The organism is Nonomuraea sp. NPDC051191 (assembly GCF_044455665.1).
GTDB lineage: Bacteria > Actinomycetota > Actinomycetes > Streptosporangiales > Streptosporangiaceae > Nonomuraea.
In genome coordinates, this window is record NZ_JBITEZ010000005.1 from 629,172 (window position 1) to 652,396 (window position 23,225).

Below are 23,225 nucleotides of genomic sequence, written 5' to 3' on the forward strand. Positions count from 1 at the left end.
TACCTCCTTGAAGATCGCCGTTCCACGCGGCTGCCCCACCCAGCGCACCCGCCGGGTGGGGCACGCCTGGGATCAGGCGGCGAGGCCGAGGGTTTGGGCCACGTGCCGAGGTGGCCGAACTGCTCGACGCCGTCGGCGACCTGCTGGCCGGAGCCGCGTCGGTCTGGGCGCTCGGCGGGCCGCTGAGTGAGCTGGCCGCCGAATACCTGATCAGGCAGCTCGCCGGCCTGCGTCCGGGGGCGCACCGGGTGCCCGACTCGGCGTCCGCGCGTGCCCGTACGCTGCTCGATTTGGGTGGTTCTGCGGCCGTGGTCGCGTACGACTTCCGGCGCTACTCCCCCGCGACGGCCCGCTTCACCGAGGCCGCGTGCGCCCGCGGGGCGCGGCTGGCGCTGATCACCGACGCCTGGGAGTCGCTGCTCGCGGCACGGGCAGAGGTGCTGATCAGGCTGCCGCGCGAGGCCGCCGGGCCGATCGCGCCGCTCGCGCACCAGATCGCCGTCACCGAGCTGCTGCTGGTCGCCGTGGCGGCCCGCCTCGACCCGGCCGGACGCCTGGCCGACCTCGACGCGCTCACCGAGAGGTTGTGAACCGCTTGTAGAAGAAGCAGCAGTCCAGCAGTGTGAGGCCGGGCACGATGCCGAAGCGGGCCCAGTTGTCGTGGATGACTCTCAGTCGCGCGGCAAGTACTTCAAGTAGTGTGGGCGGCTACTTGACGCACAGAATCTGGGGGTCCGTACGGCATGTTGGGCAGGTCAGATTCGCCCGAGCCTGCCATACCCGGCTGCGCGGCAGCAGCCCGTTCCTGGAACCGACTACCCCCTGGACGCCGACATCGCCGCCGTCGTGGCCCTGATCCGCACCGGAGCGCTGCGCCGTGGCGCTGGCCGAGTAGCCCGGGTCGCGCCTGCACCACTTTTTCTGGGGAGCCTGCGTCGTCGTGCCGGACCGGGGCTGATTTCTAGCGTTACCCACATGTTCATGACCACTCAAAACACGAAAACCTCCGCCGAGTTCACCACGGTGCCATGGAAGGAGGTCACCTTCTTCCTGATCTTCACCATGGCGGCGGCGTGGATCACCGCACTGCCGATGTGGATCGCTGACGTAGGCCCGGGTGACGCGGCGTTTCTCCTGATCAGCGTGAGCACCATGCTGACACCCTCACTCGGGGCGTTCGTGACCTTGCGGATCTTCCGACCTGCGCGCGGCATGGCGCGCTCCACCGGGCTCATCCCGCCGTCATGGCGGCAGATGTGGGGCTACAGCCTCCTGGGCCTGGCCTATCCGATCGTCGCGGCGTCTCTCGCGCTCCCGCTGGGCCTCGTCACCGGGATCAATGACCTCGACCTGACCCAGATGTCGGGGGTCCGATCCCTGGTGGCGCCGTGGATCGAACTCGCCTCGGCCGACCCGGCACAGCTCGTGCTGAGCGGCGTCCTGGCGATGGCGGTCAGCTTCCTGATCGGGCTGATCCCCTGCTTCGGGGAGGAGTGGGGCTGGCGGGGCTACCTGCTGCCCAGGCTCATGCCCCTGGGCATGTGGCCGACGCTGCTGATCAGCGGCGCGCTGTGGGCTCTGTGGCACGCGCCGCTGGTGCTGCGGGGCTTCAACTACGACGACGGCGGCATCGCGGGAATGGTGGCCATGACGGTGTCGTGCATGCTGGCCGGCATCGTCCTGGGCTGGCTCGACCTCAGTTCGGGATCGGTCTGGCCGGCGGTCGTCGCGCACAGCTCCAACAACACCTTCGCCGTGCTGATCACCTCGGGGCTGGGCAGCAACGCCGCGACCCAGGTCAATCCGCTCCTCAGCCAGATTCCCGTCTGGGTGACGACCGCGCTCATCGTGGCGGTGCTCGTCATCCGCCGGGCCGGCTCGTTCGCGCGGGCGCAGGTGCGGGGGCGGACTCGTGCGAGGGTCGCGTGAGTACGGCGGGCCGGCTGTCGAGGTAGCGCAGCACGGCCGCGACCCGGCGATCGCTCTGGTCGTCGGGGTGCAGGCCGAGCTTGAGGAAGATGTTGCGGATGTGCTTGTGCACGGCCTTGTCGGTGACGAAAAGCCGCTCGGCGATGGCCGTATTGCCGAGCCCTTCGGCCATCAGCGCCAGCACCTCGCGTTCGCGGGGGCTGAGCGGCCGCATGACATCGACGGCGCGCCGACGGGTGAACAACTGGGCGACGACTTCCGGATCGATCGCGGTGCCGCCGGCGACCACCCGGTGCAGCGCGTCCAGGAACTCCTGGACTCTTCCGACCCGCTCCTTGAGCAGGTAGCCGATGCCGCCGACGCCGTCGGCGAGCAGGTCGGCGGCGAACGACTCCTCGACGTAGGCCGACAGGACCAGCACCGCCAGCGGCGGATGCAGCCGCCGCGCCTGTACGGCGGCGCGGACGCCTTCGTCGGTGAAGGTCGGCGGCATCCGTACGTCGACCACGGCTACGTCCGGCCGGTGCTCGGCCACCACCGCCAGGAACTCCTCCGGCGTCGGCACGGCCGCGACCAGATCGAACCCGCGGGCGGTCAGCAGCAGGGTGAGGCCTTCGCGCAGCAGCGCGTCGTCCTCCGCGATCACGATGCGCATGGCAGTTCGATCTCCAGGACTGTCGGCCCGCCGATCGGGCTGGTCAGGGTCATGGTTCCGTCGTGGGCCTCGACACGCCGTCGGATCCCGGTCAGGCCGGTGCCCGCGCCGACGGCCGCCCCGCCCTGGCCGTCGTCACCGACCTGAAGCCTCAGCACGTCTCCTGAGCGGCTGACACTGACGGACGCGGTGGCGGCGCAGCCGTGCCGGGCGGTGTTGGTGAGGGCCTCGGCAGCGATGAAGTAGGCGGTGCTCCCGACCGCGACGGGAAGGTGGCCGAGTTCGGCCACCGTGACCTGGCAGGGTACGGGGCAGTCGGCCGCCAGCGAGGTGAGGGCGCCGGCCAGGCCGTGCTCTTCCAACACCGGCGGCAGGATCCCCCGAATCACGGTCCGAAGCTCGCCCAGCGCCTGTTCGGCGGCGCTCTGGGCCCGGTCGATGGCTCCCTCCGCGCTCGCGGGATCGCGCGTCAGCGCATCGCGCGCCACGCCGAGGAGCACAGCCACGCCGATGAGCCGGTTCTGGGTGCCATCATGCAGCGCCCGCTCGATGCGGCGCAGTTCGGCGGCGTGCGCCTGCAGGGCGCCCGCGCGGGTCGCCGACAGCCGGGCGAGGCGTTCCGACAGGTCCACCGACGGGTGCGGGCCGAGCAGCCGCAGCCCCGGCAGGGCCTGCAGGCGAGCCATCGCCGGGCCGAGACCGACGAGGATGGCCGCCCAGCTGACGCCCATCAGGCTGACCGCCAGCGCGGCCGGCCAGGTATGCACTGGCAAGCCCAGGGACGTTCCGGTCTCGTCGGGTGGAAGCAGCCGCCACCACAGCGGGAAGCTCAGGTCGCGCACGGCCAGGACCGGCAGCACGACTCCCAGAAGGCCCAGCAACAGGCCCATGCTGGCGTGGCAGGCGAGCCAGCGCAGGTCACGCCAGGTCGCCGGGTCATGGGCGGCCGCGCGGGTACGGCCGGCCCAGCCAGTGGCGGGGCCGGCGGCGTACGGGCTGATCACCTGGTGCCGCCATCGGCCGAGCCGCGCGCGCTCACGTTCGGCGACCAGCCGTACCAGCGAGACCATGAACGGCAGAAGCAGTAGTCCGACACCCACCACGCTCGCCGCCACCGCCACCGCGAGCCCGGCCACGGCGAACAACGCGAGCAGGCTCGTTCCCAGGCCTCCGGCGAGCCGCTCCACTGCCTCGAGCACATCCCGCGGGCTGGTCCCGCGCCTGCCCGGCACGTCGTTGCTGATGACAACCCCCTTCATGTCTGTTTCGAACTGTATGTCCAGACGCGGGCGTGACGTGTGGAGGGATGCGGAAGGTAGAGCCTGCACCACCGGGACTCGGGTGCATGCGTCCTGTCGGCGAAAGCGCCGCCTCTTCTAGCGTCAGGAGGGCTCGTTGACGAAGGGAACACCGCCATGCCCGACCCGTACCGTGACCAGAGCGCCGCGCGGCAACGCCCGTCCTCCTTCGGCCGCCGCGTGCTGCGCGCTCTGCTGTGGACCGTGATGGTGCTGAGCGCTGCCGCGAACGCGGTCGCCTCGCTGTCGGGCATGTCGACCCCGGTGCGACTGGTTTTCGGCGTGACGGCGGCGCTGTGCGTGCTCGCGCTGGTCGTCGACAGCGTGCGCGGACGTCGCCGCCGCTGAGCGAGGAGGTGGCCATGCCTTCCCTCTACCAGACGGTGGACGGCGCGACCTTGATGCCGAGTGTGGTGAGCTCTCCGTGGATCCGCCGATGGCCCCAGCTCGGGTTCTCCCGGACCAAGCGCAGAATGAGGGCGCGGATGGAGCGGACCGTTGGGCCGGCAGATACGGCCGTGACGCGTCTCATCAGGTCGCGGTGCCGGCGCAGGACGGTGTCCCGGCCGGACGAGAAGCCGCAGGCGGTGCAGAACCTCACGCGGCAGCGAGGTGAGGAGAGCGGCGAGAAGGGCCCGGTCCTCGGGTGTGAATCGCACTCTCGTGTCAGCGCCGAGTTGGCGTTCAAGGACGGCGATCTGGTGACGCAGAACGAGAATTTCCATGTCCCTGTCCCGTTCACTCATGGGCAGCAGTCGCAGCGCGGCGAAAGCCAGGTCGAGACCGTGCTCAACGGCGTCGGACTCGGGCGGGTCATCCAGAGCGGTTCGCCGGGCTGGGCGGGGTCCTGCTGAACGATCCCCTGATGTTCGGCTACTGCTACACGCAGCTCACCGACGTCTTCCAGGAGCAGAACGGGATCTACCGCCTCGACCGTACGAGCAAGCTGGACGTGTCCCGGATCCGCGCGGCCCAGCTCCGCCCCGCCGCCACCGAAGCCGCCACCGAAGCCGCCACGGGGGCGGCCACCGAGGTGGCCACCGGGGGCGGCCACCTCGGAAGCACATGGCTAGCTCGCCAGACCCGAGTTGATCTCGGCGAGCACCTGGGTCGCCTTCGTGTAGCGGACGAGGTTGTCCAGCGCGGGCGGCTGCGCGAGGGTGGCCTGGGCGTGGCGGACGGCCTCGCCCACCGTCCGCACCCCCAGGGCCCGCGCGGTGAGGCCGTCCACGGCGGTGCCGGCGTTGATCCGGCGGCCGGCCAGGTTGAGCGTGGTGGCCAGCAGTTCGGCCCGCAGTGTGCGCGGCTGCGTCAGCGGCAGGGTGAGGACGGCGGTGGACTCCCGCAGGGAGAGCGCGCCGTTCGCGGCCGAGCCGTCGGCGCCGTCGAAGCGGTCGTCGGTGGCCTGGACGCGGGCGAGCGCCTCGGCGGTGCGCAGGTCGGGCCGCAGCGCCCAGAACGTGACCAGCCCCGGGTCGCGGCTGGGGGAGACGGTCGTGATCCGCGTTTCCGCCGTCGCGGCGGCGGGGCTGGTGGGGCACGGGCCGGAGCCGTCGGCGCTCAGCGAGACCGGCACGGTGACCGTCGCCGCGTCCAGGAGCAGCAGGCTCGGCCGCGCGGTGAAGGCGATCGTGCCGGTCCCCGTGCCGGCGGGCAGCGTGCCGATGGACCAGCGCAGCGTGGTGGTGCCGTCGGTGTTCCTGCTCACGGAGCCGGGGCGGGGCCCGGCGCCCTGGTCGAGCGCGGCGCTGTAGTAGAGGCCGGCGGGCAGCGTGGCGGTGAGCGTGGCGCCGGAGGCCGCGGCCCCGCCGGTGTTGCGGTAGGTCAGGGTGTAGGCGGCGGCCTCGCCGGCGTTGAGGGTGGCGGGCGCGGTGGCCGCCACGCCGATCACCGACCGGTGCACCGTGGTGGACACCTCGGCGGTGTTGTCGGACAGGGTGCCGGTCTCGGCGTATCCGCGCTCATTGGTCCCCGACACGGCCGCCTTGTTCGTCAGGACCGTCCCGTCCGTGGTCGCACAGGGGATGTCGTAGGTGAACGTCTCCCGTGCGGAGCCGCCCGCCGGCACGTCGGACGTCGTGCGGTGGACGACGTCGCCGCCGGGCATCGTGTCGTCGATCTTCACCGCCGTGGCCGTGGCGGGTCCCTTGTTGCCCACGGCCACGGTGTAGGTGAGCCGGTCGCCGGGGGAGGCGTCCTGCCTGTCCACGGTCTTGGCGGCGGTGAGGTCGATCGGCGGGTTGAGACTCGCGGCGGCCTCGGCGGTGATCTCGGCGCTGCCCAGGCCGAGCACGCCCTTGTGCGCGCCGTCCTCGAACCAGGGGCTCTCGCGGAAGTTGAGGTTCAGGTGGTCCCAGTCGTTCCAGGAGGTGAGGGTCTGCTTGGGGGAGACGGGGCAGGACGTGGTGTCGGGGCCCATGATGATGTGGTTGACGTCCCCGGACTGGCTCGTCGCGCGGGTGCCGTCGCCATTCCAGTCGACCGGCTTGTTGGCCGGCGTGGTCAGCGCGACTCCGGGTTTCCCGGCCACCACCGTCCCGTACACGACCGTCGCGCTACCCGCTCCCGGCAGGGCGTCGCCCACCTCGTCGAGACCCTGGTCCTCGTTCATGGGGGTGCGCTCCTGGGGCTGGTAGTCCAGGGGGCGGGACGCGGTGGACGCCGTGGGGAACTGGTAGGAGTAGTTCATGACGCTCAGGTAGTTCGGCTTGCAGTTGACGCTGTCCAGGCCGCCGTGCTGCAGCCCGAGCGTGTGGCCGAGCTCGTGCATGAACGTGCCCGCCTCCGCCGCGGTCTGGCCGCCGTTGGCGGTGATCCGCGTGTTGTCCCACGCGCCGAGCGAGATGACGAAGTCGTTGCCGCCCGGCAGGGCGACGCGGGCCAGGTGGGCCAGGTCGACGTGCTGCTGGGTGTCGTCGCCCGCCTCGGCCTGGCCCGATGTGGTGCCGAGGCCGGTCAGCCCGTGCACCGACACGGCGTAGCGGAACGCCAGCCGCTTGGCGCCCAGGATGTTCTCGCAGTTGCGTGAGATCCGGTCGAGCACGTCGCCGAAGTTCCCGTCGCAGGCGATGGCGGAGTCGCCGAACTTGACATCGTCGAAGTCGTCCCAGCTACCGGGGCTCTTGGTGTCGAACGTGATCCGCTCCGCCTCGCCGGCCCGCTCCCCGGTATGGACGTGCAGGGTGATGCCGTGCGCCGCGAAGGCGGTCACCACCTGGCTGATGGCGTTCGGGTCGAACTCCCTGGAGCGCTGGCAGTACGACGCCAGGCAGAACATCGCGTCCAGCTCGACGAAGATGTCCTTCTTGTTCGGGTCGGCGCTGTACGGGGGCTGGTTCAGCGCGAGATCGACCGTGCCGTCCTGGTCGTAGTCGATGCCGTTGATCTCCCAGTCGTCCAGCAGCCCGTCCTGGTCGGTGTCACGGCCGGTGTGCACCTTCAGGGTGGTGGAGCAGGTGCCGATCGTCGTGTCGCCCGACAGCGTCGAGGTGATGTCGATCCGCAGGCCGCTCGCGTCACCGAGGCCCTCCGCGTACGCCGGCGGCAGGTCGAACTCCCCCTGCACCAGCCCCGTCTCGGCGGATAACAACTGCCGGTAGAACGGCGTGGCGTGCCAGTAGTGGAACCCGGCCTCCACCGTGGCGGTGAACCAGCCGCTCTCCTGACTGTCGTTGAGGAAGGTGATACGGGCACGGGGCCGCTCGCCCTCCGCGAGCGACAGGGGCGAGGTCCCGAGGAACTCGCACTCACCGTGCACTGCTGCGCCGTCGGCGTGCCCCGCGGGGGCGCCGAGCAGGGCGGCGACGACGAATAAGACGAGCGGCACGATCACGCGGCGGATAAGCATGGGCCGAGTGTCTGCGCCCGCGCTCGTGCCGTCATGAGTAACCCGTACTCATCCTGTTCCGGTGGCGGCCACAACCTGGCCGCCACCCCTGCGACGGTGGTTCCACCTGAGCGGGCTGAGGCTCCTGGACGCCGGCGGCATCCAGGCTCTGCTCAAGTGCGCCGACACCCGGGACGCGCAGCACCAGCGCGAGTTCCCCCGGAGTGACCCGCCCCAGAAGCCGCATCAGTTTCGGGCTCGGTCTGGCAGCACTTGGCCGGCCTGCTCGGCGGCTCCAAGGCGTGTCCACCCCGGACCGGAAACGCTTTCCCTCTCGCGGCAATGTCCCGGCTAGACCGTGACCACACTGTCGGCGTACCCCTGGACGAGCCGGAGATCGTGAGAGGCGAAGATCACGGCCGTGCCCCGCGTTTCCCGCAGCCCGGTCAGGACGTTCATGACCGCGCGGGCGGTGCCGTCGTCCAGGGCCGAGGTGACCTCGTCGCAGATCAGCACGTCGGGTAGAGTCCGGCCCCCCTTCGGCGTGACGATGATCGGAGCCGGCGTGCGGACGATTCCCGAGCACACCCTGCTCTTCGAACGGCTGACCAACGTGCTGGCCACCGCGGCGCCGGGGATCCGGTTCTGTTTCAACACCTCGCCGGAGACGACGATCGACGCGATCCGCTGAGATACGCGGGAGTGCCTGGTCGATGCAGGCGCCGCCCGGTAGCCATGGCGGAAGGTCCAACGGATCCAGCCTGGACGCGAGTTCGCGCCATCGCATCGACGGCCTGAGGCCCGAGAGCACGCGCAGGTCACCGACGTGGCCATCACCCACAACCACGAAGACGACGTGAGCGGCCTGATCACGCCGGACGGTGCGGAGGCGTTCACCGGACTTGAGCGAGTGCCCCCGTCCGGCGGCGGTTGCGCGCTGGAGTACCTCGCGCCGCCGATCGGCTGATCGAGCCCGCCGGCTCCGGGCCGCGCTCGCGGCCCGGAGGGCAGGCTCGTCCGGTTACCCGGGGTGTATCGGGATCAGCCGGCGTGGACCGGGCGAATCACCGCCTGATCAACGCCGGTGTCGGGTCGGAGCGGGGCCTCAGGTGTGGTCGATGAACAGCAGTTCAGGCTGCTTGTAGAGGATGCACCCGCTCGGTTCGGGGTCGCCCGGGTTACGGTGGCAGACCCAGGTCTGCCAGTAGAGCACTCCCCAGGTGTCGGGTTTGCCGACGTTCTTGAGCTTGTTCCAGCCCTCGTCGGGCATGGTGTACTGGCCGTACGCCTTCGTGAAGTTCTTGTACGACGGCTTCGCCGTGTCACTGTTGTACGGCCACGAGGTGTTCTCGTTGCGCAGGGTTTCGTCCCACAGTGCAGCCTCCGACGTGGCCCACACGCCCAGGACCTCGACGTTGATCTCCTGGCCGGCCTCGATGGGGGCCAGCTTCTTGGTCGTCCAGTTGTAACACATGAGGCGGATGTTGAGCGTGGGGGCCGCGTCGCTGCTGGAGATCTCCATCGGCCCTGACGCGATCGACGCCGACAGGCTGCCGGAAGGACATGGGTTCTGAGGGGTGGGCGTCAGGCGGTCCGCCACGCTCGCGTGGGAGATGGTCGCGGAGGACACCAGAGCGGCGGCCGTCAGCATGGGGAGAAGGAGCTTTCTGATGATCAACTCTTCTTCCTCGCCTTCTGAAGAGTTCGTCTTCTCGTCGCTTGCACCCACAGGCTGCCGACGGAGTCTTGTGATCCACTTGGAAGCCAGTGAGCGGAGGTGGCGTGAGCGAGGAGACCTGGGGTTTCCCAGGAGGGCGCGAGCGCAGGCCTGCGCCCGAACAGCAGCCGGTACCTGGCGACGGCCGACAGCATGGCCTAGACGTACAGGCCTTCGGGGAGGATCGGACAGCCCGCCATCGCCAGTTCCGGCCCGAGGTGTCGGTGGCCGAACTATGCCGGCGCGTGTTCGCCGACAAGAAGTCCGGCAAGAGCGCCGAGCGGCCCCGAGCTGGCGGCCTGCCACGCGTTCCTGACCGAAGGCGACACCCTGGTCGTCCCGAGCCTCGACCGCCACGGCCGCTCTCTGGCCGACCTCATCACCATGGTCGGCGAGCTGCGCCGCCGCGAGATCGGCTTCACCTCGCTGCACGAGAACCTCGACACCCCCACCCCCGGCGGCCGGCTCATCTTCCACGTCTTCGCCGCCCTGGCCGAGTTCATCCGCGAACTCATCGTCGCCGGCACCCGCGACGGCCTGGCCGCCGCCAGAGCCCACGGCTGGACTCTCCCACATGGGGAGACACCATGCTGGGGGCATGGACGAGGAGCTGTTGCCGATCGGACAGTTCGCCAGGCTCGGCCGGCTGAGCATCAAGCAGCTGCGGCACTACGCCGAGCTCGGACTGCTGGTGCCCGCGTACGTGGACGAGCACACCGGGTACCGCTACTACCGGCACAAGCAGGCGCGCGATGCGCTGTCGATCGGGCTGCTGCGCTCGCTCGACGTCCCGCTCGCCGTCATCGCGCAGGTGCTTTCCGATACGCCAGGTGTCCTGCAAGGAGTGCACGAGCGGCTGGAAGCCGAGCTGGCCAAGCGCCGATCGACGCTGGCCGTGCTGGAGCGCGTCATGACAGAGGGACTGCCGTCCACTCCTGTCGCGGTGGTCACAGAACCAGCGCGGCGCGTGGCGGTGGCCGTAGTAACGGCGGCGGACCCGTCAGACGTCGGCCGGGCCACCTCGGCCGCCATCGCCAGGTTGCGGGCGACGTCGCCGGCCGCAGCTCCCGAGCTCATCGGCCTGTTCCCACTCGACCTCGGCGAGCCCGTCGCCGTCTCCGCCGCTCTGGTCAGCGAGGAGCCGGTAGCGGGAGCCGAGCTCGACGTTCTGCCCGGCGGCCGGTTCGCCAGCGCAACTCACGTCGGCCCGTATGGCCAAATCGGGCTGACCGCGCATGCGTTGCTGTCCTGGTGCGCCGAGCGGCGCTGTCCCGTTCGCGGTCCGATCCGCGAGGTGTACGTGTCGGACCCGGCAACCACCCCGCCCGATCGGCTGATCACCCACCTGATGATCCCTTTGGAGGAGCTATGACACCGCGGCTGGTCCACTGCGACCCCGTCATCTGTCTCAACGTCACCGGCATGGGCGAGCCCGGCGGCGCCGAGCACGTCTCGGCCATCGGCGCCCTGTACGCCGTGGCCTCCTTCATGGGCTGCCCGGCCGGCCCCCTGGAAGGCCGCTGGTGGGTGGAGGACACCAGCCTGCCGCCGCTGGAAGTGCCGCGCGACCAGTGGCGATGGCACCTGCTGCTGCCACTGCCCGACGTACCCGAACCGGGAGTGGTCGAGGCCGCGCGCGAGCAGGCCCGCGCGTCCGGAGCCGCTGTCGACCGCGTCCAACTGGTCACCTTCACCGAGGGCGAGTGCGTGGAACTGCTCCACGAGGGGCCCTACAGCGAAGAGAAGGCGTCACTCGACGTGATGGAGGCATTCATGGCCGAGCACGGCCTGGTGCCCAACGGCCTGCACCACGAGATCTATCTGACCGACTTCACCGATCCCGAGCCCAAGACGATGCTCAGGCAGCCGGTGGCACCCGCCGCCGTCACCGAGAGCGGGTGAGCCGCCATAGTGCGGGCGTCGCCACGGATCATCTACTCCCGGTCGGACGGCATCATCAGTATGGACAGGTCCACTGTCCGGTCGGGGGCGCAGGCGAAATTCCTCGACGTACTTACCGTAGCGCTCGACAAACCGCTGGAACGCGGCGGGGGGATGCTGAGCATCTTGCGTACGGGTTGCAGTACATCGGCGGTGGCCGGTTGTAGATGGCGCGGTTCCGACCCGAGACGACGCTGAACGCGACGACGAACGCCGACTACGCCGCGATGCGGGTCCGCGTGATGCGGCAGGTGCACTTCTCGACCGCCGACCAGCGCACCATCGAGCTGGTGTTCTTCGTCAACGGGCTCCCCGTTGCAACGGTGGAGCTGAAGACCGACTTCACCCAGTTACTGGACGAGGCGATCCAGCAGTACCGCAAGAAGCGCAACCCGCTGACCAACGGTCGGCGCGAGCCGCTGCTGTCGTTTGGGCACCGGGCGCTGGTTCACTTCGCGGTCTCCAACGATCTGGCTGCGATGACCACTCGGCTGGAGGGTGAGAAGACGCACTTCCTGCCGTTCAACACCGGTTTCTAGGAAGGTGCCGGGAACCCGTCTGGGGCCGACGGGAGGTCGGCGACGAGGTACCTGTGGGAGCGGGTCTGGGAGAAGCACGCCTGGCTCGACATCATCGGCCGGCTGATGATCGTGGAGACCAAGGAGGAATGGGACGTCTCGACCGGCACGTCGGTGCGCCGTACCAGCCTGCTGTTCCTACGGTTCCACCAGTGGGAGGCGGTCACGAACATCGTGGCCGCCGTCGCGGAGGAGGGTGTCGGCCAGCGCTACCTGATCGAGCACTCCTCGGGATCAGGAATGACGAACACGATCGCCTGGACAGCGCATCGTCTGGCCCGGCTTCATGTCGATGATGAGAAGGTCTTCGACTCGGTCATCGTGGTGGTCGACCGCACGGTGCTGGACGGGCAGCTTCAGGACGCGATCCGGCAGATCGACGGCAGCGGGAAGATCGTCGCGACGATCAGCCCCGAGGACGTGCGCAAGGCCGGGGCGACTCCAGTCTGAAGGGCAAGCGGTTCGCCGTCATCGCCGACGAGGCACCTCCTCGCAGCGCGCTCATGGGCAGGTCTTCGCGGGCGACGTCGGCCTTGCCCAGGCCCCGGCGGATGTGGAAGTCGTTCAGCGCGGCCAGGACGGAGTTGACGTAGACGGGGCTGCGCTGGGCCGGCCCCCTCGCGCAGCAGCCACTTGCGAAAGTCGCGCACCCCCAGTCCCGCGCGTGCCGCTGGGCGAGGGCATCGGCGTCATAGGCGGTGGCGTGATCGGCCAGCCAGGACAGGTACATGCGCCCTCCGGAGCGGTAGGGTGCGCCAGGGCTCGGCCGACAGTGGCCTGCCTGCCGAGCACCGCGTCGTAGGCGGGTTGCTGCCGGGCGGGGCGGGCGCCGGAGGGCGCTTCGTCATCCAGGGAGCAGGGCCGGGCTCCTGTGAGGGTCCGGGCGCGCAGTCTCGGAGGTCACATCCGGGAGCCTGCTTCCGAGGCTTGCCGATCTCGGGAGTACAGGCAAGGCTGCGCCGGCATCCCTCGTTGGCTGGCGTCTACGGGGTGCTCTCCGACGGCGAAGATGAGGTGGTTCCAGCGTGTGAGCGGGCCCGGTATGGTGCTCGCGCCAGTCGAGCACCATAGAACCGGGCAGGCATGGGCAGGGCCGGCTGATGCCGCCCGCAGGAAGCGAGGGTCTCAGGCGGGAAAGGCGGCCACGTTCCGGTCGTAGTGGCGGTGTTGCAGGATGGCGGCGATGAACTGCCCGGTGAAGTCGTCCGCCGCCGCGGAGTCGACGACGCCCTGGCGGCCGGGCAGGGCGGCGGCCTGTAGCAGCGGTTCGCCGTCCGGCAGCGCGCCGATGGCTTTGCCGTGCCTGAATGCCTCGCGGACGAACTGCACGGCGTGCCCGTTGCCGGTCAGCTCCTCGCCGCCGGTGCACAGCACCGCGTCGTACAGCACCGAGGAGGCGGCGCTGACCTGCTTGTCCACGGTCAGCGATCCGGCCGTCCCCTCGTGCGGCGCGATCACATCGCAGACCGCCTTGCCGCTCTCCAGCTCCTGCATCACCGGATACAGTGCCCCGGCGTCGGTCTGGTCGCTCACCAAGATCGCGATCTTGCGGGTGGCCAGGCTGGAGGGCTGGCCGGCCTGGCTGAGCGCCGGGGATGACTTGCCGTGGTTGCTGCCCTTCGGAGCCGGGGCGGGCAGGCCGAGCCCGGCGGCCACATGCCCGGCCAGCCCGGTGTCCACGTTGGCCAGCCGTTCGACCACCTGCTCCTTGATGTATCGGCGTTGTACGTGGCCCAGCTCGAACAGGAACGCCTTGATGATGTGATGCTGCTCCCAGTCCGACATGCTGTTCCAGAACAGGGTGGCCTGGCTGTAGTGGTCGGCGAAGCTGGGGCTGCGCCTGCGGATCTTCTCACCCTCGACCCGCTCGGTGTAATGCCGGAACACGCCCGTCATGTCACCGCTGAGCACTCCGGTGGCCGGGCAGCCGCCGCTGATGGAGTTCTTGGAGTAGTTCGTGTGGCTGGTGTGGATCATGTGCTGGTGGAAGCCGTCGCGGTTGTCGTTGTGGACGGGGGCGAGCGGGCGGTTGATCGGGATCTGCTGGAAGTTCGGGCCCCCCAGGCGCAGCAGCTGGGTGTCGAGATAGGAGAAGTTGCGGCCCTGCAGCAGCGGGTCGTTGGTGAAGTCGATGCCCGGCACCACGTTGGCGGTGCAGAAGGCGATCTGCTCGGTCTCGGCGAAGAAGTTGTCCGGATTGCGGTTGAGGGTCATCTTGCCGACCATCCGCAGCGGCACCTCCTCCTCCGGGATGATCTTCGTGGGGTCGAGCAGGTCGAAGTCGAACTTGTGCTCGTCCTCCTCCGGCACCAGTTGTAGGCCCAGTTCCCACTCCGGATACTGGCCGGCCTCGATCGCATCCCACAGATCGCGCCGGTTGAAGTCGGGGTCGTTGCCCTGGATGCGCAGAACCTCGTCCCACACCAGCGAGTGCGTGCCGAGCGCGGGCCGCCAGTGGAACTTCACGAACGTGCCCCGCCCTGCGGCGTTGACCAGGCGGAAGGTGTGCACGCCGAACCCCTGCATCATGCGGAAGCTGCGCGGGATCGCCCGATCCGACATCAACCACATGACCGTGTGCATCGTCTCCGGCTGCAACTGCACGAAGTCCCACAACGTGTCGTGCGCCGACTGCGCCTGCGGGATCTCGTTGTGCGGCTCCGGCTTGACCGAGTGCACGAAATCGGCAAACTTGATCGCATCCTGCACGAAGAACACGGGAAAGTTGTTACCCACCAGGTCGTAATTGCCCTGACGGGTGAAGAACTTGGTCGCGAAGCCGCGAACGTCCCGCACCGTGTCGGCCGAACCGCGCGAGCCTGCCACCGTGGAGAAACGCACGAACACCGGGGTGAGCAGCTCCGGGTCGCACAGGAAGTCGGCGCAGGTGTACTCAGCCAGCGACTCATACACCTGGAACACCCCGTGCGCGCCCGAGCCGCGCGCGTGCACCACCCGCTCCGGGATGCGCTCGTGGTCGAAGCGCGTCACCTTCTCCCGCAGGTGCAAGTCCTCCAGGATCGTCGGGCCACGCTCACCGATCGACAACGAGTTGTCGGTGTCGTCGATGCGCACGCCCTGGTCGGTGGTGTAGCGCGTGTTGGTGGAATCCACCCGGTACTGATCGAGTTGCTGCTGTTTCTGGCTGTTGTCGGTCACAGGGTCCCCCGTGTTGGACGATGGCTCGAACCGGGGGGCCATGGCTCTTCTTACCCTCACGTGTCCGGCCGCCAACCCCGGTGCGCCGGGTCGCCGACCATCTGCCAGCGACCGCCATCCCGATGGTGCCGCGCCGAACGGATGCGGCGTCATCGGGCCCCTGACGCTCGGGCGAGCCACGACCCAGCGACGTCTTCCGCGGTGGATCCGACCGCATCTCAGAGCGGGCGCTTGTGACGGCACCGGCGGGGCGGGGGTAGTCGCTCGCATCACTGACCGGTGCCAGGCGCGGGCCAGCTCCCATCCGGCGCCGCCGATCGTGTCGCGGCGCAGCCCTTCGGGGTTCTTGCCGAGCGCGGCCAGCAGGTCCAGGCCCAGGGTGAGCTCATCGCCGGCGCCTGGCGTGGGACGGACGAGCAGGCGCGGGCAGGGTGTGTCGGTTCGCTGGAGCGCGCCGAGGCGGTACAGGTAGCGCTGGGTGGCGCGGAGGTAATGCTGATCGTCGACGATGACGGGCTGCGGGTGGGGCCACAGGCGGCGGTCAGTCATCCAGGCCGCCGCCGAGCAGGGTGTAGGCGTTGGCCAGCACCGCCTCGTCCAGGTGGTCGCGGCCGGCCTGGCGGCACAGCTCGGCTGCGGTGTGGGTGAAGGCCGCCCAGTCGCGCAGGGTGCCGTGGGCGTAGAAGTCGTTGATGTCGAGCAGCAGTTGCTCGTCGGCGTCGGCGTAGATCGGGTGGTAGCCGCGCATCAGCTCGGAGACCTGGGCGGCGGGCAGTGCCTTGAACGGCAGGCGGCGAAAGACGCGCGAGCGCAGCATCGGCTCGCGCGAGAGCACCTCCCAGCAGCCGTCGCCGCCGACGTACAGCAGCGCGAAGCGGGTGTCGTGGTGGTCGTGCAGGTGGCGCAGCAGCTCGATGCAGTCGCTGTTGAGGCGGCGGCGAAGGCGATCAGGTCGCCGCGGTAGGCCCGCCGGGTGTGCGCCGACTTCCCGGCGTTGGCCAGGTCGGTGAGGAAGTCGCCGAGATGGCGGGCGAGCGGGTGGGCGCGGCCGAGCTGCTCGGCGATGACCGGATCCACTGTACCGACCTCCATCCTCCGCCGGGTTGCCAGATAACCGGGAAACGAAGCCCGCGCGCCGGACGGCGGCCGCCCAGCTCGCGCTACCCCGGTGATCGTCACCTTGCCAGATAACGGATGTTATCCCGTAACTCTTGGACGATCCGTCCAGGGCCTCTTCACCGCAGAACTCGCCGTCATTCTGGTGCGCCGGCCTTCCACGCTGCGCGCAGTGAGGGACGCGGTCGAGACCGCGGTGCCACTGGGCCGCTCCGGCGTCCAATCGACGTGCCGACTCTGTGAAGGCCCGGTTACTGGCGGATCTTCCGGGGGGCGATCACGGTGGCCAGGCCGTCCAGCAGGCGTTCGAGGCCGAAGGTGAACAGTGATTCCAGGTCGAGCTCCGCGCCCGGCTCCGCGACCTGCGCGATCAGCGGCCCGTCGACGGACAGTTTTGCCTTGCCCCACTGCTTGCTGGTCATCCCCGTGTCCAGTTCGGCGATGGCCTCGCTCTCGATGTTGATCGCCGTCCCCCGGACGTAGTTCACGATCGTGCCGTAGACGTGCATGCGGGTGATCGGGTCCAGGTCGAGGCCGTCGAGCGCGCGCAGGGTCCATACCCCGTACGCGAGTTGCCCGGGCAGTGTGGCCGGCCGGGTGATGGACACGAGCCGTGGCAGCCAGGGATGGCGCTGGTAGGCCGCCCACTGCAGCTGAGCGGCCACCCGCAGGTGGGAACGCCATCCCGGCGGCGGCCCCGGATATTCGATCTCGGCGAACGCGGCGTCGGCGATCAGCTGGGTGAGCTCGGCCTTGGCCTCAAGGTGCCGGTAGAGGGCCATGGTGGCGACGCCGAGCTTGGCCGCCACCGCCCGCATGGACAGTGCGGCCAGGCCGTCGGCGTCGGCGATCTCCATGGCCACGCGGACGACACGGTCGCGTTCGAGACCCCCGGCGGAACGTGAGGGCAGTCTCCGGGGAGCGACCACGGCGCCGACCCGAGACACCGACTCGATGGCGCCTGCCTGTTTGAGCGCGGCCAGCGCCTTGGTGGCCGTCGCCATCGCCACGCCCCACTCGCGCATGATCGCTCTGGTCGTCGGAACGGGAGCGCCGGGCTGCAACTCTCCGTCGGCGATGCGCCGCTCGATGTCGGCGACGATCCGGAGGTACGGCGGTTGGGGAGCGTTCACGACGGCCATGCTGCCACGTCTCAGCGGTCGGGCAGCCAGTTGCCGTGCAGGCCGAGCGGCACTCTGACAGGAAGGTGGACGCGCGCGACGGGCTCACCGGTGAAGTCCTGGGCTGAGAGGATCACCAGGTCGCTGGCGTTTCGGCGAGGATTGTGCACGTATGTGAGCAGGTACCCTTCGTCCTCCCCTTGCCCCGCGGCGGCGAACACGGCCTCTCCGACCGCCTCGTCCCTGCCGAACCCGTGCACCTCGGTCGTCCCTCGTTTCAGGTCGTGCTTGACCAGGGCGTTGGTGAAGGCGTGGTCCGGCGCCTCGCCCTGGGCCGCGAACGGAATCCCGTACAGGGCTGTCGCGGCCGAGTAGCCATATCGGTACGGGCGGGTGGCACGTGCCTCGTTCACGCGCGGGAAATCCTGCGGACGGTCGTCGACGCGCCGCTGGTGGATCTTGTCCGGCGTGATCGTCCAGCGGTCCAGCACGGGCCGGATCGCCCCGGGGTCGGCGGGATCGAACGGCCCTTCGGCCGTGACCAGGTCGACCACGATCGAGTCGCCGTCGTCGTATGCGTTGAGCGTGTGGCTGACATGGATCGGGTCGATGTCCAGCCAGCGCACGTCACCACCGGTCCGCGGCATGACCCCCACGCGCGTCGGATGCCCAGGCAGCCACCGGCACTCGAACCCGTCGAAACCCAGCGGCGTGTCCCACAACACCACGTGCTCCTCGGTGAGCGCGAAGTCGTGCATGAACGGCGTCCGCGTCATGGGGATGGCGGTAGTTCGGACGACACTTCCCCCGGGGTCGGTCACGATGTACTGGACGAAGTCGCGGCCCGGCATGTACGACAGCGAATGCAGCTCGCCGGTGAGCGGGTCGTGCTTGGAGTGCGCCCCCGCCGTGAACCCCTCCGCGGTCCCACCCAGCTCGCACGCGCCCACGGTGTTCAGCTCCTCGTCCAACTCGGCGGGCGGCAGGCCACCCTCCGCCAAGGCGAAGGTGCGCTGAGCGTGCGCAATCACGTGCACCATGGGCGCGAAGCCCGGTACACGCACGAAGCGGTTGCGGTACCACTCGGCCCGGCCGTCACGCAGCCGCACCCCGTGCACCATGCCCTGCCCCATGCCCCAGATGTGCACAACGGGGTCTTCCACGCCCAGAGGATTGGGCCCGTTGCGCAGGTAGCGGCCGTTGAGCTCGGCCGGGATCCGCCCGGTGACAGGCAGGTCGTAGGCGGTGACTTCTTCCGTAAGGGGCGCGAAAGGCCCTTCCAGATACTTCATGTGGACACCGTACGCACGCGAACGCCTGATCCCACGGCAACAGCAGGAAATGCCATCCTGTGCACTAGTGCAACAGGATGAGTCCACCTGAAAGGGGCCCTCACGACATCGCGGTTCCGAAGAGAATGCGGGGCAGCTTGCACATCCCAGCGGAGCCCGTGTCGCTGATCCCCCAGGTTTCACCCTTCGCGTTGTCCCAAGATGTTCCTCACTCTCCGTGAGGTGCCCAGCAGATTCCGGACAGTCGGCTACATAAGCTGACAGAAGTCTGGAAGAGGTAGGTACGTGACGAGGCGTCGCAGGCAGTTCTCGCCGGAGTTCAAGGAAGAAGCCATCTGCATGGTGCTGGAGGGCGATCGGACGGTCGCGTCCGTGGCGCGGGAGTTCGACATCAACGCCAGCACCCTGGGCAGCTGGGTGAACCGGCATCGGATCGCGAGCGCGCAGGATGAGCGGCAGCCGCTCTCCGGGCCAGAGCGGGCGCGGATCCGGGAGTTGGAGCGGGAGAACGCCGAACTGCGGGAGAAGCTGATCTTCCTGAAAAAAGCGGCCGCCTTCTTCGCGTCCGAGTCTCGGTGACGCTCGCCGAGTACGAGCTCATCGACGCGGAGAAGGCGCATCACCCGATCGCGCGGATGTGTGCCTGGCTGGGCCTGTCCCGATCGGGCTACTACGAATGGCGCGAGCGGCCGGCCTCGGCCACCGCGCAACGCCGGACGCTGCTGGCCGCATCGGTCGCCGAGATCTTCGCCGGCACCGGCCTGCTCCAGCCCGGTGCCCTGTTCCACACCGACCGCGGCTCGAACTACATCAGCGACGAGTTCGGCCGCTTCCTGACCGGCCTGGGCATCCGCCGCTCGGTCGGCCGCACCGGCGTCTGCTACGACAACGCGATGGCCGAGTCGTTCTTCTCCGCGCTCAAGAACGAATGGCTGCACCGCTTCGTCTTCGTCACCGCCTACATCGATCCTGTTGAGCGACAAGATCCTGGCAGTGAGTCGCGACGAGAAGGTTAGTGGCGGTGAGGGGCCGAGCGCCGAATGCAGGCGCCGATGGTTGTAGAACCCCTCGATATAGCGGATGACCTGCCGTCTTGCCTTGGCTCGAGTGGTCCCCTCTCACCCACGATGCTCGCCGGCACGGCAGGTCAACGACGGCCCCACGCACAGATTCAAGATCGACTCATGGCCGGTTCTGGCCGTACCTCGGCTGGACCCGGTCTCGGTCCGGCCGGACGCCCGCACGCTCGCCGCGGTTGATCCTGACTACGCGGCGATACAGCTGGGTGTCCTGTCCCATCTGGCCTTTGACGGCGGGCTGCTGCAGATACCCGCCTCAGGAGGCATCGCCCCCGATCAGCCCAGATGACGGGGCATGACCAACTCCCGGTGGCCGCGGCCGTCCCCGCTCTGCAAGAGAAGGTGGCCGCTGACCGAAGAGTCGTACCCCGAGGCCTCGATCCGCCTGTGCCTCACGTACCAGGCGATGCCCCCCAAGACCGACGACATGAGCCTGCTCATGTGGATCGAAGACGGCGTGGTCGTCCACCAGTTGGCTTTGTCGGTGACATGTGACAGCGTTTCCGGGTCTGCTGCGACAGCGATCGTTTCCACTGCAAGGTGATGTCGCTGAGAAGTAACAGCGCCCGAGGGCTGGCGGCGGGAGCATTGATGTGTGCTTGTGCCTACCAGCCGGTCAGGACCAGGGACGAGGGACTGGCGGAGCTGTGGGCTCAGCCCTTGAAGTAGTGTCCCGCGTTCAGATCGGCGATGAGCCCGGGTCGGCCGGGACGCCAGTCCAGCAGCTTCTGGGTCAGGGCGGAGGAGGCCGGCATGTCCAGCGTGACGAAGGAGGCCAGCCAGCCGAAGTGCTCGCCCGCCTCTCGCGCGGTGATCGCGGTCACCGGCACGCCGAGCCGGCGCCCGATGACGCCGGCGATGTCGCGTACCGGCACGCCCTCCTCGGCGACGGCGTGCAGCCGCGCGCCCGCGGGAGCCTCCTCCAGGGCCAGCCGGTATAGGCGGGCGGCGTCCAGCCGGTGCACGCTCGACCAGCGGTGGTCGCCGTCGCCCACGTACGCGGAGATGCCCTTCGCACGGGCGATGCCGATCGCGGTCGCGACGAATCCCGGGTCGCCCTCCCCATGCACCAGCGGCAGCCGCAGCACCGAGACCCGCACCCCGCGCTCCACGAACGACAGCGCCACCTGCTCGGCGGCCCCCCGGGGCGAATGCGTCCCCGGCTGGTCCTCCTCGGTGCCGACGCGGCCGGGCGGGAGCAGGCCAGTGCCCGAGGTGATCACGAACGGCCGGCCGGACCCCGCCAGCGCTTCGCCGAGCGCCGCGATGGCACGCCGGTCGGTCTGGTTGGCGGCCTCGAAGTTCGCGAAGTCGTGCACGAAGGCCAGGTGGATGACGCCGTCCGCGGCGGCGGCCCCGTCGCGCAGGCCGGCGAGGTCGTCGAGCGAGCCGGGGTGGGGCTCGGCTCCCGCGGCCCTCAACGCGGCGGCGGCCTCGTCCGTACGGGCCAGAGCGGCCACCTGGTGCCCGGCCTCGATGAGCTCACGAACGACGGCGGAACCCACGAAACCCGTGGCACCGGTGACGAAAACACGCATGATGATCTCCTTCTTCAGCGGTGTTCCCATAGTCGGAGCCGGTGCCGCACGGCGTCCAAAGCCTGTTCCTCATCAGGCAATACGTTTCAGGCATCACCGCAGTAGGCTGCGGGTTATGCCCGACTCGCCCGACCTCGATCTGCGGCTCGTGCGCTACTTCACGGCCGTCGCCGAGCACCGGCATTTCGGCCGCGCCGCCGAGGCCCTGCACATCACCCAGCCGTCGCTGAGCCGGCAGATCCGCGGCCTCGAGCGGCAACTGGGCGCCCGCCTGCTCGACCGTACCCCGCAGGGCACGCGGCTCACCGAGGCGGGCGAGGTCTTCCTGCCCCGCGCGAAGACGCTGCTGCGCTCGGCCGCCCAGGCGGCGGCGCAGACCCGCGCCGCCGCTCGGCCCAGCCGGATCACGATCGGGTACACGGCGGGCCTCATCGTCACGCCGGCCGTGCGCGAGCTGCGCCGCCTGCACCCGGACGCCGACGTACGCACCTCGCACGTGGCCTGGAACGAGCCGCGCCCCGCCCTGCTCGACTACCGTGTGGACGCGGTGGTGACCCGTCTGCCGCTCGCGACAGACGGGCTCGACGTGACGATCCTGTACGACGAGCCGCGCATGCTGCTGCTCTCGCGCGACCACCGCCTGGCGGGCAGGGAGTCCGTGACGCTGGCCGACATCGCTGACGAGCCGCTGCCCCGGCTGGCAGACCCGGACCCGGTCTGGGAGGCGTACTGGCGAATCGATCCCAGGCCCGACGGCCGCCCGGCCCCCGACGGCCCGCTCATCGCCAGCATCGAGGACAAGTTCGAGCCGATCGCCGCCGGGGAGGCGGTGGCCATCGCGGCCGGCCCGATCTTCGTCAACCTCCGCCCGGACCTCATCTCGATCCCCCTGGAGGGCGTCGAGCCGAGTCATGTCGTGCTGGCGACCCGGGCCAGCGACCGCAACCGCTTGGTGGCGGCGTTCCGCAAGTCCGCCAGGGCGCTGCTCACCAGTTCGCGGGCAGCCCTGTGGTCGTCGGAGGCAGCGGGTGGTCTGGCGGGTGGATGACGTACGTCACGCCGCCGCGCTTAACGACCATCATGTCGTTGACCACCAGGTTCGCTTGACAACCTCAGAGTGCAGTTTGCGAGCCTATGCCCGTGATGCCGCAGTGTGATCGTAGGGATTTGTAGCGTTACCGCCGTTGGCGGGTCCGGTCGTGCTGTGATGGCTGAGTGACTGAGCGCATGCCGTACCCGAGCGACTTATCCGACGCGCAGTGGGCGTTGATCGAGCCGGTGCTCACGGCGTGGAAGGCCGCGCACCCATCCGTCAGCGGTCACGAGGGCGGCTACGAGTTACGCGAGATCGTCAACGCCATCCGCTACCAGGGGCGGACCGGCGTGCAATGGGACTATCTCCCGCATGACCTGCCGCCCAAGAGCGCGACGTACTACTACTTCTCCAAGTGGCGTGACGACGGCACGGACAAGACCATCCACGACCTGCTGCGCTGGCACCTGCGCGAGAAGAAGAAACGATTAGCCGACCCGAGCCTGGTCGTGCTGGACACCCAGAGCGTCCGCGTCGCGGCCGGGGTCCCGGCCTCCACCACCGGGAAAGACGCCGCCAAGCGCGTGCCGGGCAGGAAACGCGGCCTGGCGGTGGACGTGCTGGGCCTGGTCATCGCCGTGGTCATGCTGGCCGCCTCAGCCCACGAGAACACCGCCGGGATCGCGCTGCTCGACCGAGTCGCCGCCGGCACCGAGGGCACGGTGACCAAGGCGCTGGTCGACCAGGGATTCAAGCAGGCCGTCGTCACGCATGGCGCCGGCTGGGGCATCGATGTGGAGATCGTCGAGCGCAACCCCGCTGGCAAGGGGTTCGTCCCCCAGCCCAGGAGATGGGTCGTCGAGCAGACCTACGGCATTTTGATGTTCCACCGCCGTCTGGTCCGCGACTACGAGCACCTGCCGGCCAGCTCCGAATCACGGGT

Annotated in this window: 24 protein-coding genes and 1 pseudogene; 15 read left to right on the forward strand and 10 right to left on the reverse strand. The window is 69.4% G+C overall.

Translation table 11 applies throughout. From position 1 onward, the window contains the following. Nucleotides 1–110 precede the first annotated feature (110 nt). Together ACIA8R_RS17830 and ACIA8R_RS17835 are read left to right on the forward strand one after the other, a co-directional pair. Nucleotides 111–590, forward strand: coding sequence for a MurR/RpiR family transcriptional regulator (locus ACIA8R_RS17830; RefSeq protein ID WP_397039208.1), 480 nt, complete (start codon nucleotides 111–113; stop codon nucleotides 588–590). A gap of 391 nt (nucleotides 591–981) precedes the next feature. Next, nucleotides 982–1,929: a lysostaphin resistance A-like protein gene (locus ACIA8R_RS17835; protein ID WP_397039209.1), complete on the forward strand. Its 948-nt coding sequence runs from the start codon at nucleotides 982–984 to the stop codon at nucleotides 1,927–1,929. Here the strand turns inward: ACIA8R_RS17835 and ACIA8R_RS17840 are convergent. Further along, entirely contained in the window at nucleotides 1,862–2,584 is a 723-nt protein-coding gene (locus ACIA8R_RS17840; RefSeq protein ID WP_397039211.1) for a LuxR C-terminal-related transcriptional regulator, read from the reverse strand. The two genes, ACIA8R_RS17835 and ACIA8R_RS17840, sit on opposite strands and share 68 nt — an antisense overlap. Beyond that, complete coding sequence (locus tag ACIA8R_RS17845) at nucleotides 2,572–3,843, reverse strand: sensor histidine kinase (RefSeq protein WP_397039212.1); 1,272 nt, start codon at nucleotides 3,841–3,843, stop codon at nucleotides 2,572–2,574. The genes ACIA8R_RS17840 and ACIA8R_RS17845 overlap by 13 nt, the downstream gene beginning before the upstream one ends. Before the next feature lie 156 nt (nucleotides 3,844–3,999). Here ACIA8R_RS17845 and ACIA8R_RS17850 point away from each other — a divergent pair, with 156 nt between their 5' ends. Both ACIA8R_RS17850 and ACIA8R_RS17855 read left to right on the forward strand, forming a co-directional pair. Then, nucleotides 4,000–4,230, forward strand: a complete 231-nt coding sequence (locus ACIA8R_RS17850; protein ID WP_364092445.1) for a hypothetical protein — start codon at nucleotides 4,000–4,002, stop codon at nucleotides 4,228–4,230. Nucleotides 4,231–4,367: 137 nt separating this feature from the next. After that, nucleotides 4,368–4,736: a hypothetical protein gene (locus tag ACIA8R_RS17855; protein WP_397039214.1), complete on the forward strand. Its 369-nt coding sequence runs from the start codon at nucleotides 4,368–4,370 to the stop codon at nucleotides 4,734–4,736. Between the two features lie 215 nt (nucleotides 4,737–4,951). Here the strand turns inward: ACIA8R_RS17855 and ACIA8R_RS17860 are convergent, their stop codons facing one another. Next, entirely contained in the window at nucleotides 4,952–7,729 is a 2,778-nt protein-coding gene (locus ACIA8R_RS17860) for a hypothetical protein (RefSeq protein ID WP_397039216.1), read from the reverse strand. A gap of 330 nt (nucleotides 7,730–8,059) precedes the next feature. Then, nucleotides 8,060–8,224 carry a hypothetical protein gene (locus ACIA8R_RS17865; protein WP_364092439.1) on the reverse strand — a complete coding sequence of 55 codons (165 nt, stop codon included), beginning with the start codon at nucleotides 8,222–8,224 and terminating at the stop codon, nucleotides 8,060–8,062. 49 nt (nucleotides 8,225–8,273) lie between these two features. Between ACIA8R_RS17865 and ACIA8R_RS17870 the strand changes: the two genes are divergently transcribed. Beyond that, a complete protein-coding gene (locus tag ACIA8R_RS17870) occupies nucleotides 8,274–8,399 on the forward strand; it encodes a hypothetical protein (protein WP_364092437.1) in 126 nt (41 codons plus the stop codon). Nucleotides 8,400–8,534: 135 nt separating this feature from the next. Next, nucleotides 8,535–8,675, forward strand: a complete 141-nt coding sequence (locus tag ACIA8R_RS17875; RefSeq protein WP_397039218.1) for a hypothetical protein — start codon at nucleotides 8,535–8,537, stop codon at nucleotides 8,673–8,675. A gap of 138 nt (nucleotides 8,676–8,813) precedes the next feature. On the opposite strand, the gene ACIA8R_RS17880 is transcribed toward ACIA8R_RS17875, so the two are convergent. Then, on the reverse strand, nucleotides 8,814–9,386 hold the full coding sequence (locus ACIA8R_RS17880; RefSeq protein WP_357710441.1) for a hypothetical protein: 573 nt from the start codon (nucleotides 9,384–9,386) through the stop codon (nucleotides 8,814–8,816). A 369-nt stretch (nucleotides 9,387–9,755) separates the two neighbouring features. On the opposite strand from ACIA8R_RS17880, the pseudogene ACIA8R_RS17885 reads away from it, so the two are divergent. The 5 genes and pseudogenes from ACIA8R_RS17885 to ACIA8R_RS17905 all read left to right on the forward strand — a co-directional run. Further along, nucleotides 9,756–9,926: pseudogene (locus ACIA8R_RS17885) on the forward strand (recombinase family protein); the annotation flags it as partial. Between the two features lie 97 nt (nucleotides 9,927–10,023). Next, complete coding sequence (locus ACIA8R_RS17890) at nucleotides 10,024–10,797, forward strand: MerR family transcriptional regulator (protein WP_397039219.1); 774 nt, start codon at nucleotides 10,024–10,026, stop codon at nucleotides 10,795–10,797. Next, entirely contained in the window at nucleotides 10,794–11,327 is a 534-nt protein-coding gene (locus ACIA8R_RS17895) for a hypothetical protein (protein ID WP_397039221.1), read from the forward strand. Before ACIA8R_RS17890 ends, ACIA8R_RS17895 begins: the two co-directional genes overlap by 4 nt. 206 nt (nucleotides 11,328–11,533) lie before the next feature. Further along, nucleotides 11,534–11,905 (forward strand): type I restriction endonuclease, encoded by a 372-nt coding sequence (locus tag ACIA8R_RS17900; RefSeq protein ID WP_397039222.1) that lies wholly within the window; start codon nucleotides 11,534–11,536, stop codon nucleotides 11,903–11,905. 105 nt (nucleotides 11,906–12,010) lie between these two features. Beyond that, a complete protein-coding gene (locus tag ACIA8R_RS17905; protein ID WP_397039224.1) occupies nucleotides 12,011–12,394 on the forward strand; it encodes a DEAD/DEAH box helicase family protein in 384 nt (127 codons plus the stop codon). A gap of 675 nt (nucleotides 12,395–13,069) precedes the next feature. On the opposite strand, the gene ACIA8R_RS17910 is transcribed toward ACIA8R_RS17905, so the two are convergent. The 4 genes from ACIA8R_RS17910 to ACIA8R_RS17925 form a co-directional block, all read right to left on the reverse strand. Next, the gene (locus tag ACIA8R_RS17910; RefSeq protein ID WP_397039225.1) at nucleotides 13,070–15,145 is read right to left on the reverse strand and encodes a catalase; all 2,076 of its coding nucleotides are present in this window, start codon (nucleotides 15,143–15,145) and stop codon (nucleotides 13,070–13,072) included. Between the two features lie 499 nt (nucleotides 15,146–15,644). Beyond that, nucleotides 15,645–15,938, reverse strand: a complete 294-nt coding sequence (locus ACIA8R_RS17915) for a hypothetical protein (RefSeq protein ID WP_397039227.1) — start codon at nucleotides 15,936–15,938, stop codon at nucleotides 15,645–15,647. Between the two features lie 532 nt (nucleotides 15,939–16,470). After that, nucleotides 16,471–17,361: a GntR family transcriptional regulator gene (locus ACIA8R_RS17920; RefSeq protein ID WP_397039228.1), complete on the reverse strand. Its 891-nt coding sequence runs from the start codon at nucleotides 17,359–17,361 to the stop codon at nucleotides 16,471–16,473. Between the two features lie 11 nt (nucleotides 17,362–17,372). After that, nucleotides 17,373–18,632, reverse strand: coding sequence for a carotenoid oxygenase family protein (locus tag ACIA8R_RS17925; protein WP_397039230.1), 1,260 nt, complete (start codon nucleotides 18,630–18,632; stop codon nucleotides 17,373–17,375). A gap of 285 nt (nucleotides 18,633–18,917) precedes the next feature. On the opposite strand from ACIA8R_RS17925, the gene ACIA8R_RS17930 reads away from it, so the two are divergent. Together ACIA8R_RS17930 and ACIA8R_RS17935 are read left to right on the forward strand one after the other, a co-directional pair. Continuing rightward, on the forward strand, nucleotides 18,918–19,211 hold the full coding sequence (locus ACIA8R_RS17930; protein ID WP_397039231.1) for a transposase: 294 nt from the start codon (nucleotides 18,918–18,920) through the stop codon (nucleotides 19,209–19,211). After that, nucleotides 19,208–19,648, forward strand: a complete 441-nt coding sequence (locus ACIA8R_RS17935; RefSeq protein WP_397039233.1) for a hypothetical protein — start codon at nucleotides 19,208–19,210, stop codon at nucleotides 19,646–19,648. The genes ACIA8R_RS17930 and ACIA8R_RS17935 overlap by 4 nt, the downstream gene beginning before the upstream one ends. A 716-nt stretch (nucleotides 19,649–20,364) precedes the next feature. Here the strand turns inward: ACIA8R_RS17935 and ACIA8R_RS17940 are convergent. Continuing rightward, a complete protein-coding gene (locus ACIA8R_RS17940; RefSeq protein ID WP_364092418.1) occupies nucleotides 20,365–21,249 on the reverse strand; it encodes an SDR family oxidoreductase in 885 nt (294 codons plus the stop codon). A gap of 115 nt (nucleotides 21,250–21,364) precedes the next feature. Here ACIA8R_RS17940 and ACIA8R_RS17945 point away from each other — a divergent pair, with 115 nt between their 5' ends. Further along, a complete protein-coding gene (locus ACIA8R_RS17945; RefSeq protein WP_397039234.1) occupies nucleotides 21,365–22,297 on the forward strand; it encodes a LysR family transcriptional regulator in 933 nt (310 codons plus the stop codon). Nucleotides 22,298–22,464: 167 nt separating this feature from the next. After that, the coding region (locus ACIA8R_RS17950; RefSeq protein ID WP_397039236.1) for an IS5 family transposase at nucleotides 22,465–23,225 on the forward strand (761 nt) is incomplete at its 3' end.

Excerpts from the sequence above, each read along its gene's own strand:
- ACIA8R_RS17890 (WP_397039219.1), top strand. The coding sequence starts at position 10,024 with ATGGACGAGGAGCTGTTGCCGATCGGACAGTTCGCCAGGCTCGGCCGG.
- ACIA8R_RS17920 (WP_397039228.1), bottom strand. The coding sequence starts at position 17,361 with ATGGCCGTCGTGAACGCTCCCCAACCGCCGTACCTCCGGATCGTCGCC.
- ACIA8R_RS17905 (WP_397039224.1), top strand. The coding sequence starts at position 12,011 with ATGATCGTGGAGACCAAGGAGGAATGGGACGTCTCGACCGGCACGTCG.
- ACIA8R_RS17910 (WP_397039225.1), bottom strand. The coding sequence starts at position 15,145 with ATGGCCCCCCGGTTCGAGCCATCGTCCAACACGGGGGACCCTGTGACC.
- ACIA8R_RS17850 (WP_364092445.1), top strand. The coding sequence starts at position 4,000 with ATGCCCGACCCGTACCGTGACCAGAGCGCCGCGCGGCAACGCCCGTCC.
- ACIA8R_RS17940 (WP_364092418.1), bottom strand. The coding sequence starts at position 21,249 with ATGCGTGTTTTCGTCACCGGTGCCACGGGTTTCGTGGGTTCCGCCGTC.
- ACIA8R_RS17860 (WP_397039216.1), bottom strand. The coding sequence starts at position 7,729 with ATGCTTATCCGCCGCGTGATCGTGCCGCTCGTCTTATTCGTCGTCGCC.
- ACIA8R_RS17840 (WP_397039211.1), bottom strand. The coding sequence starts at position 2,584 with ATGCGCATCGTGATCGCGGAGGACGACGCGCTGCTGCGCGAAGGCCTC.
- ACIA8R_RS17945 (WP_397039234.1), top strand. The coding sequence starts at position 21,365 with ATGCCCGACTCGCCCGACCTCGATCTGCGGCTCGTGCGCTACTTCACG.
- ACIA8R_RS17895 (WP_397039221.1), top strand. The coding sequence starts at position 10,794 with ATGACACCGCGGCTGGTCCACTGCGACCCCGTCATCTGTCTCAACGTC.
- ACIA8R_RS17835 (WP_397039209.1), top strand. The coding sequence starts at position 982 with ATGACCACTCAAAACACGAAAACCTCCGCCGAGTTCACCACGGTGCCA.
- ACIA8R_RS17855 (WP_397039214.1), top strand. The coding sequence starts at position 4,368 with ATGGAGCGGACCGTTGGGCCGGCAGATACGGCCGTGACGCGTCTCATC.
- ACIA8R_RS17845 (WP_397039212.1), bottom strand. The coding sequence starts at position 3,843 with ATGAAGGGGGTTGTCATCAGCAACGACGTGCCGGGCAGGCGCGGGACC.
- ACIA8R_RS17900 (WP_397039222.1), top strand. The coding sequence starts at position 11,534 with ATGGCGCGGTTCCGACCCGAGACGACGCTGAACGCGACGACGAACGCC.
- ACIA8R_RS17925 (WP_397039230.1), bottom strand. The coding sequence starts at position 18,632 with ATGAAGTATCTGGAAGGGCCTTTCGCGCCCCTTACGGAAGAAGTCACC.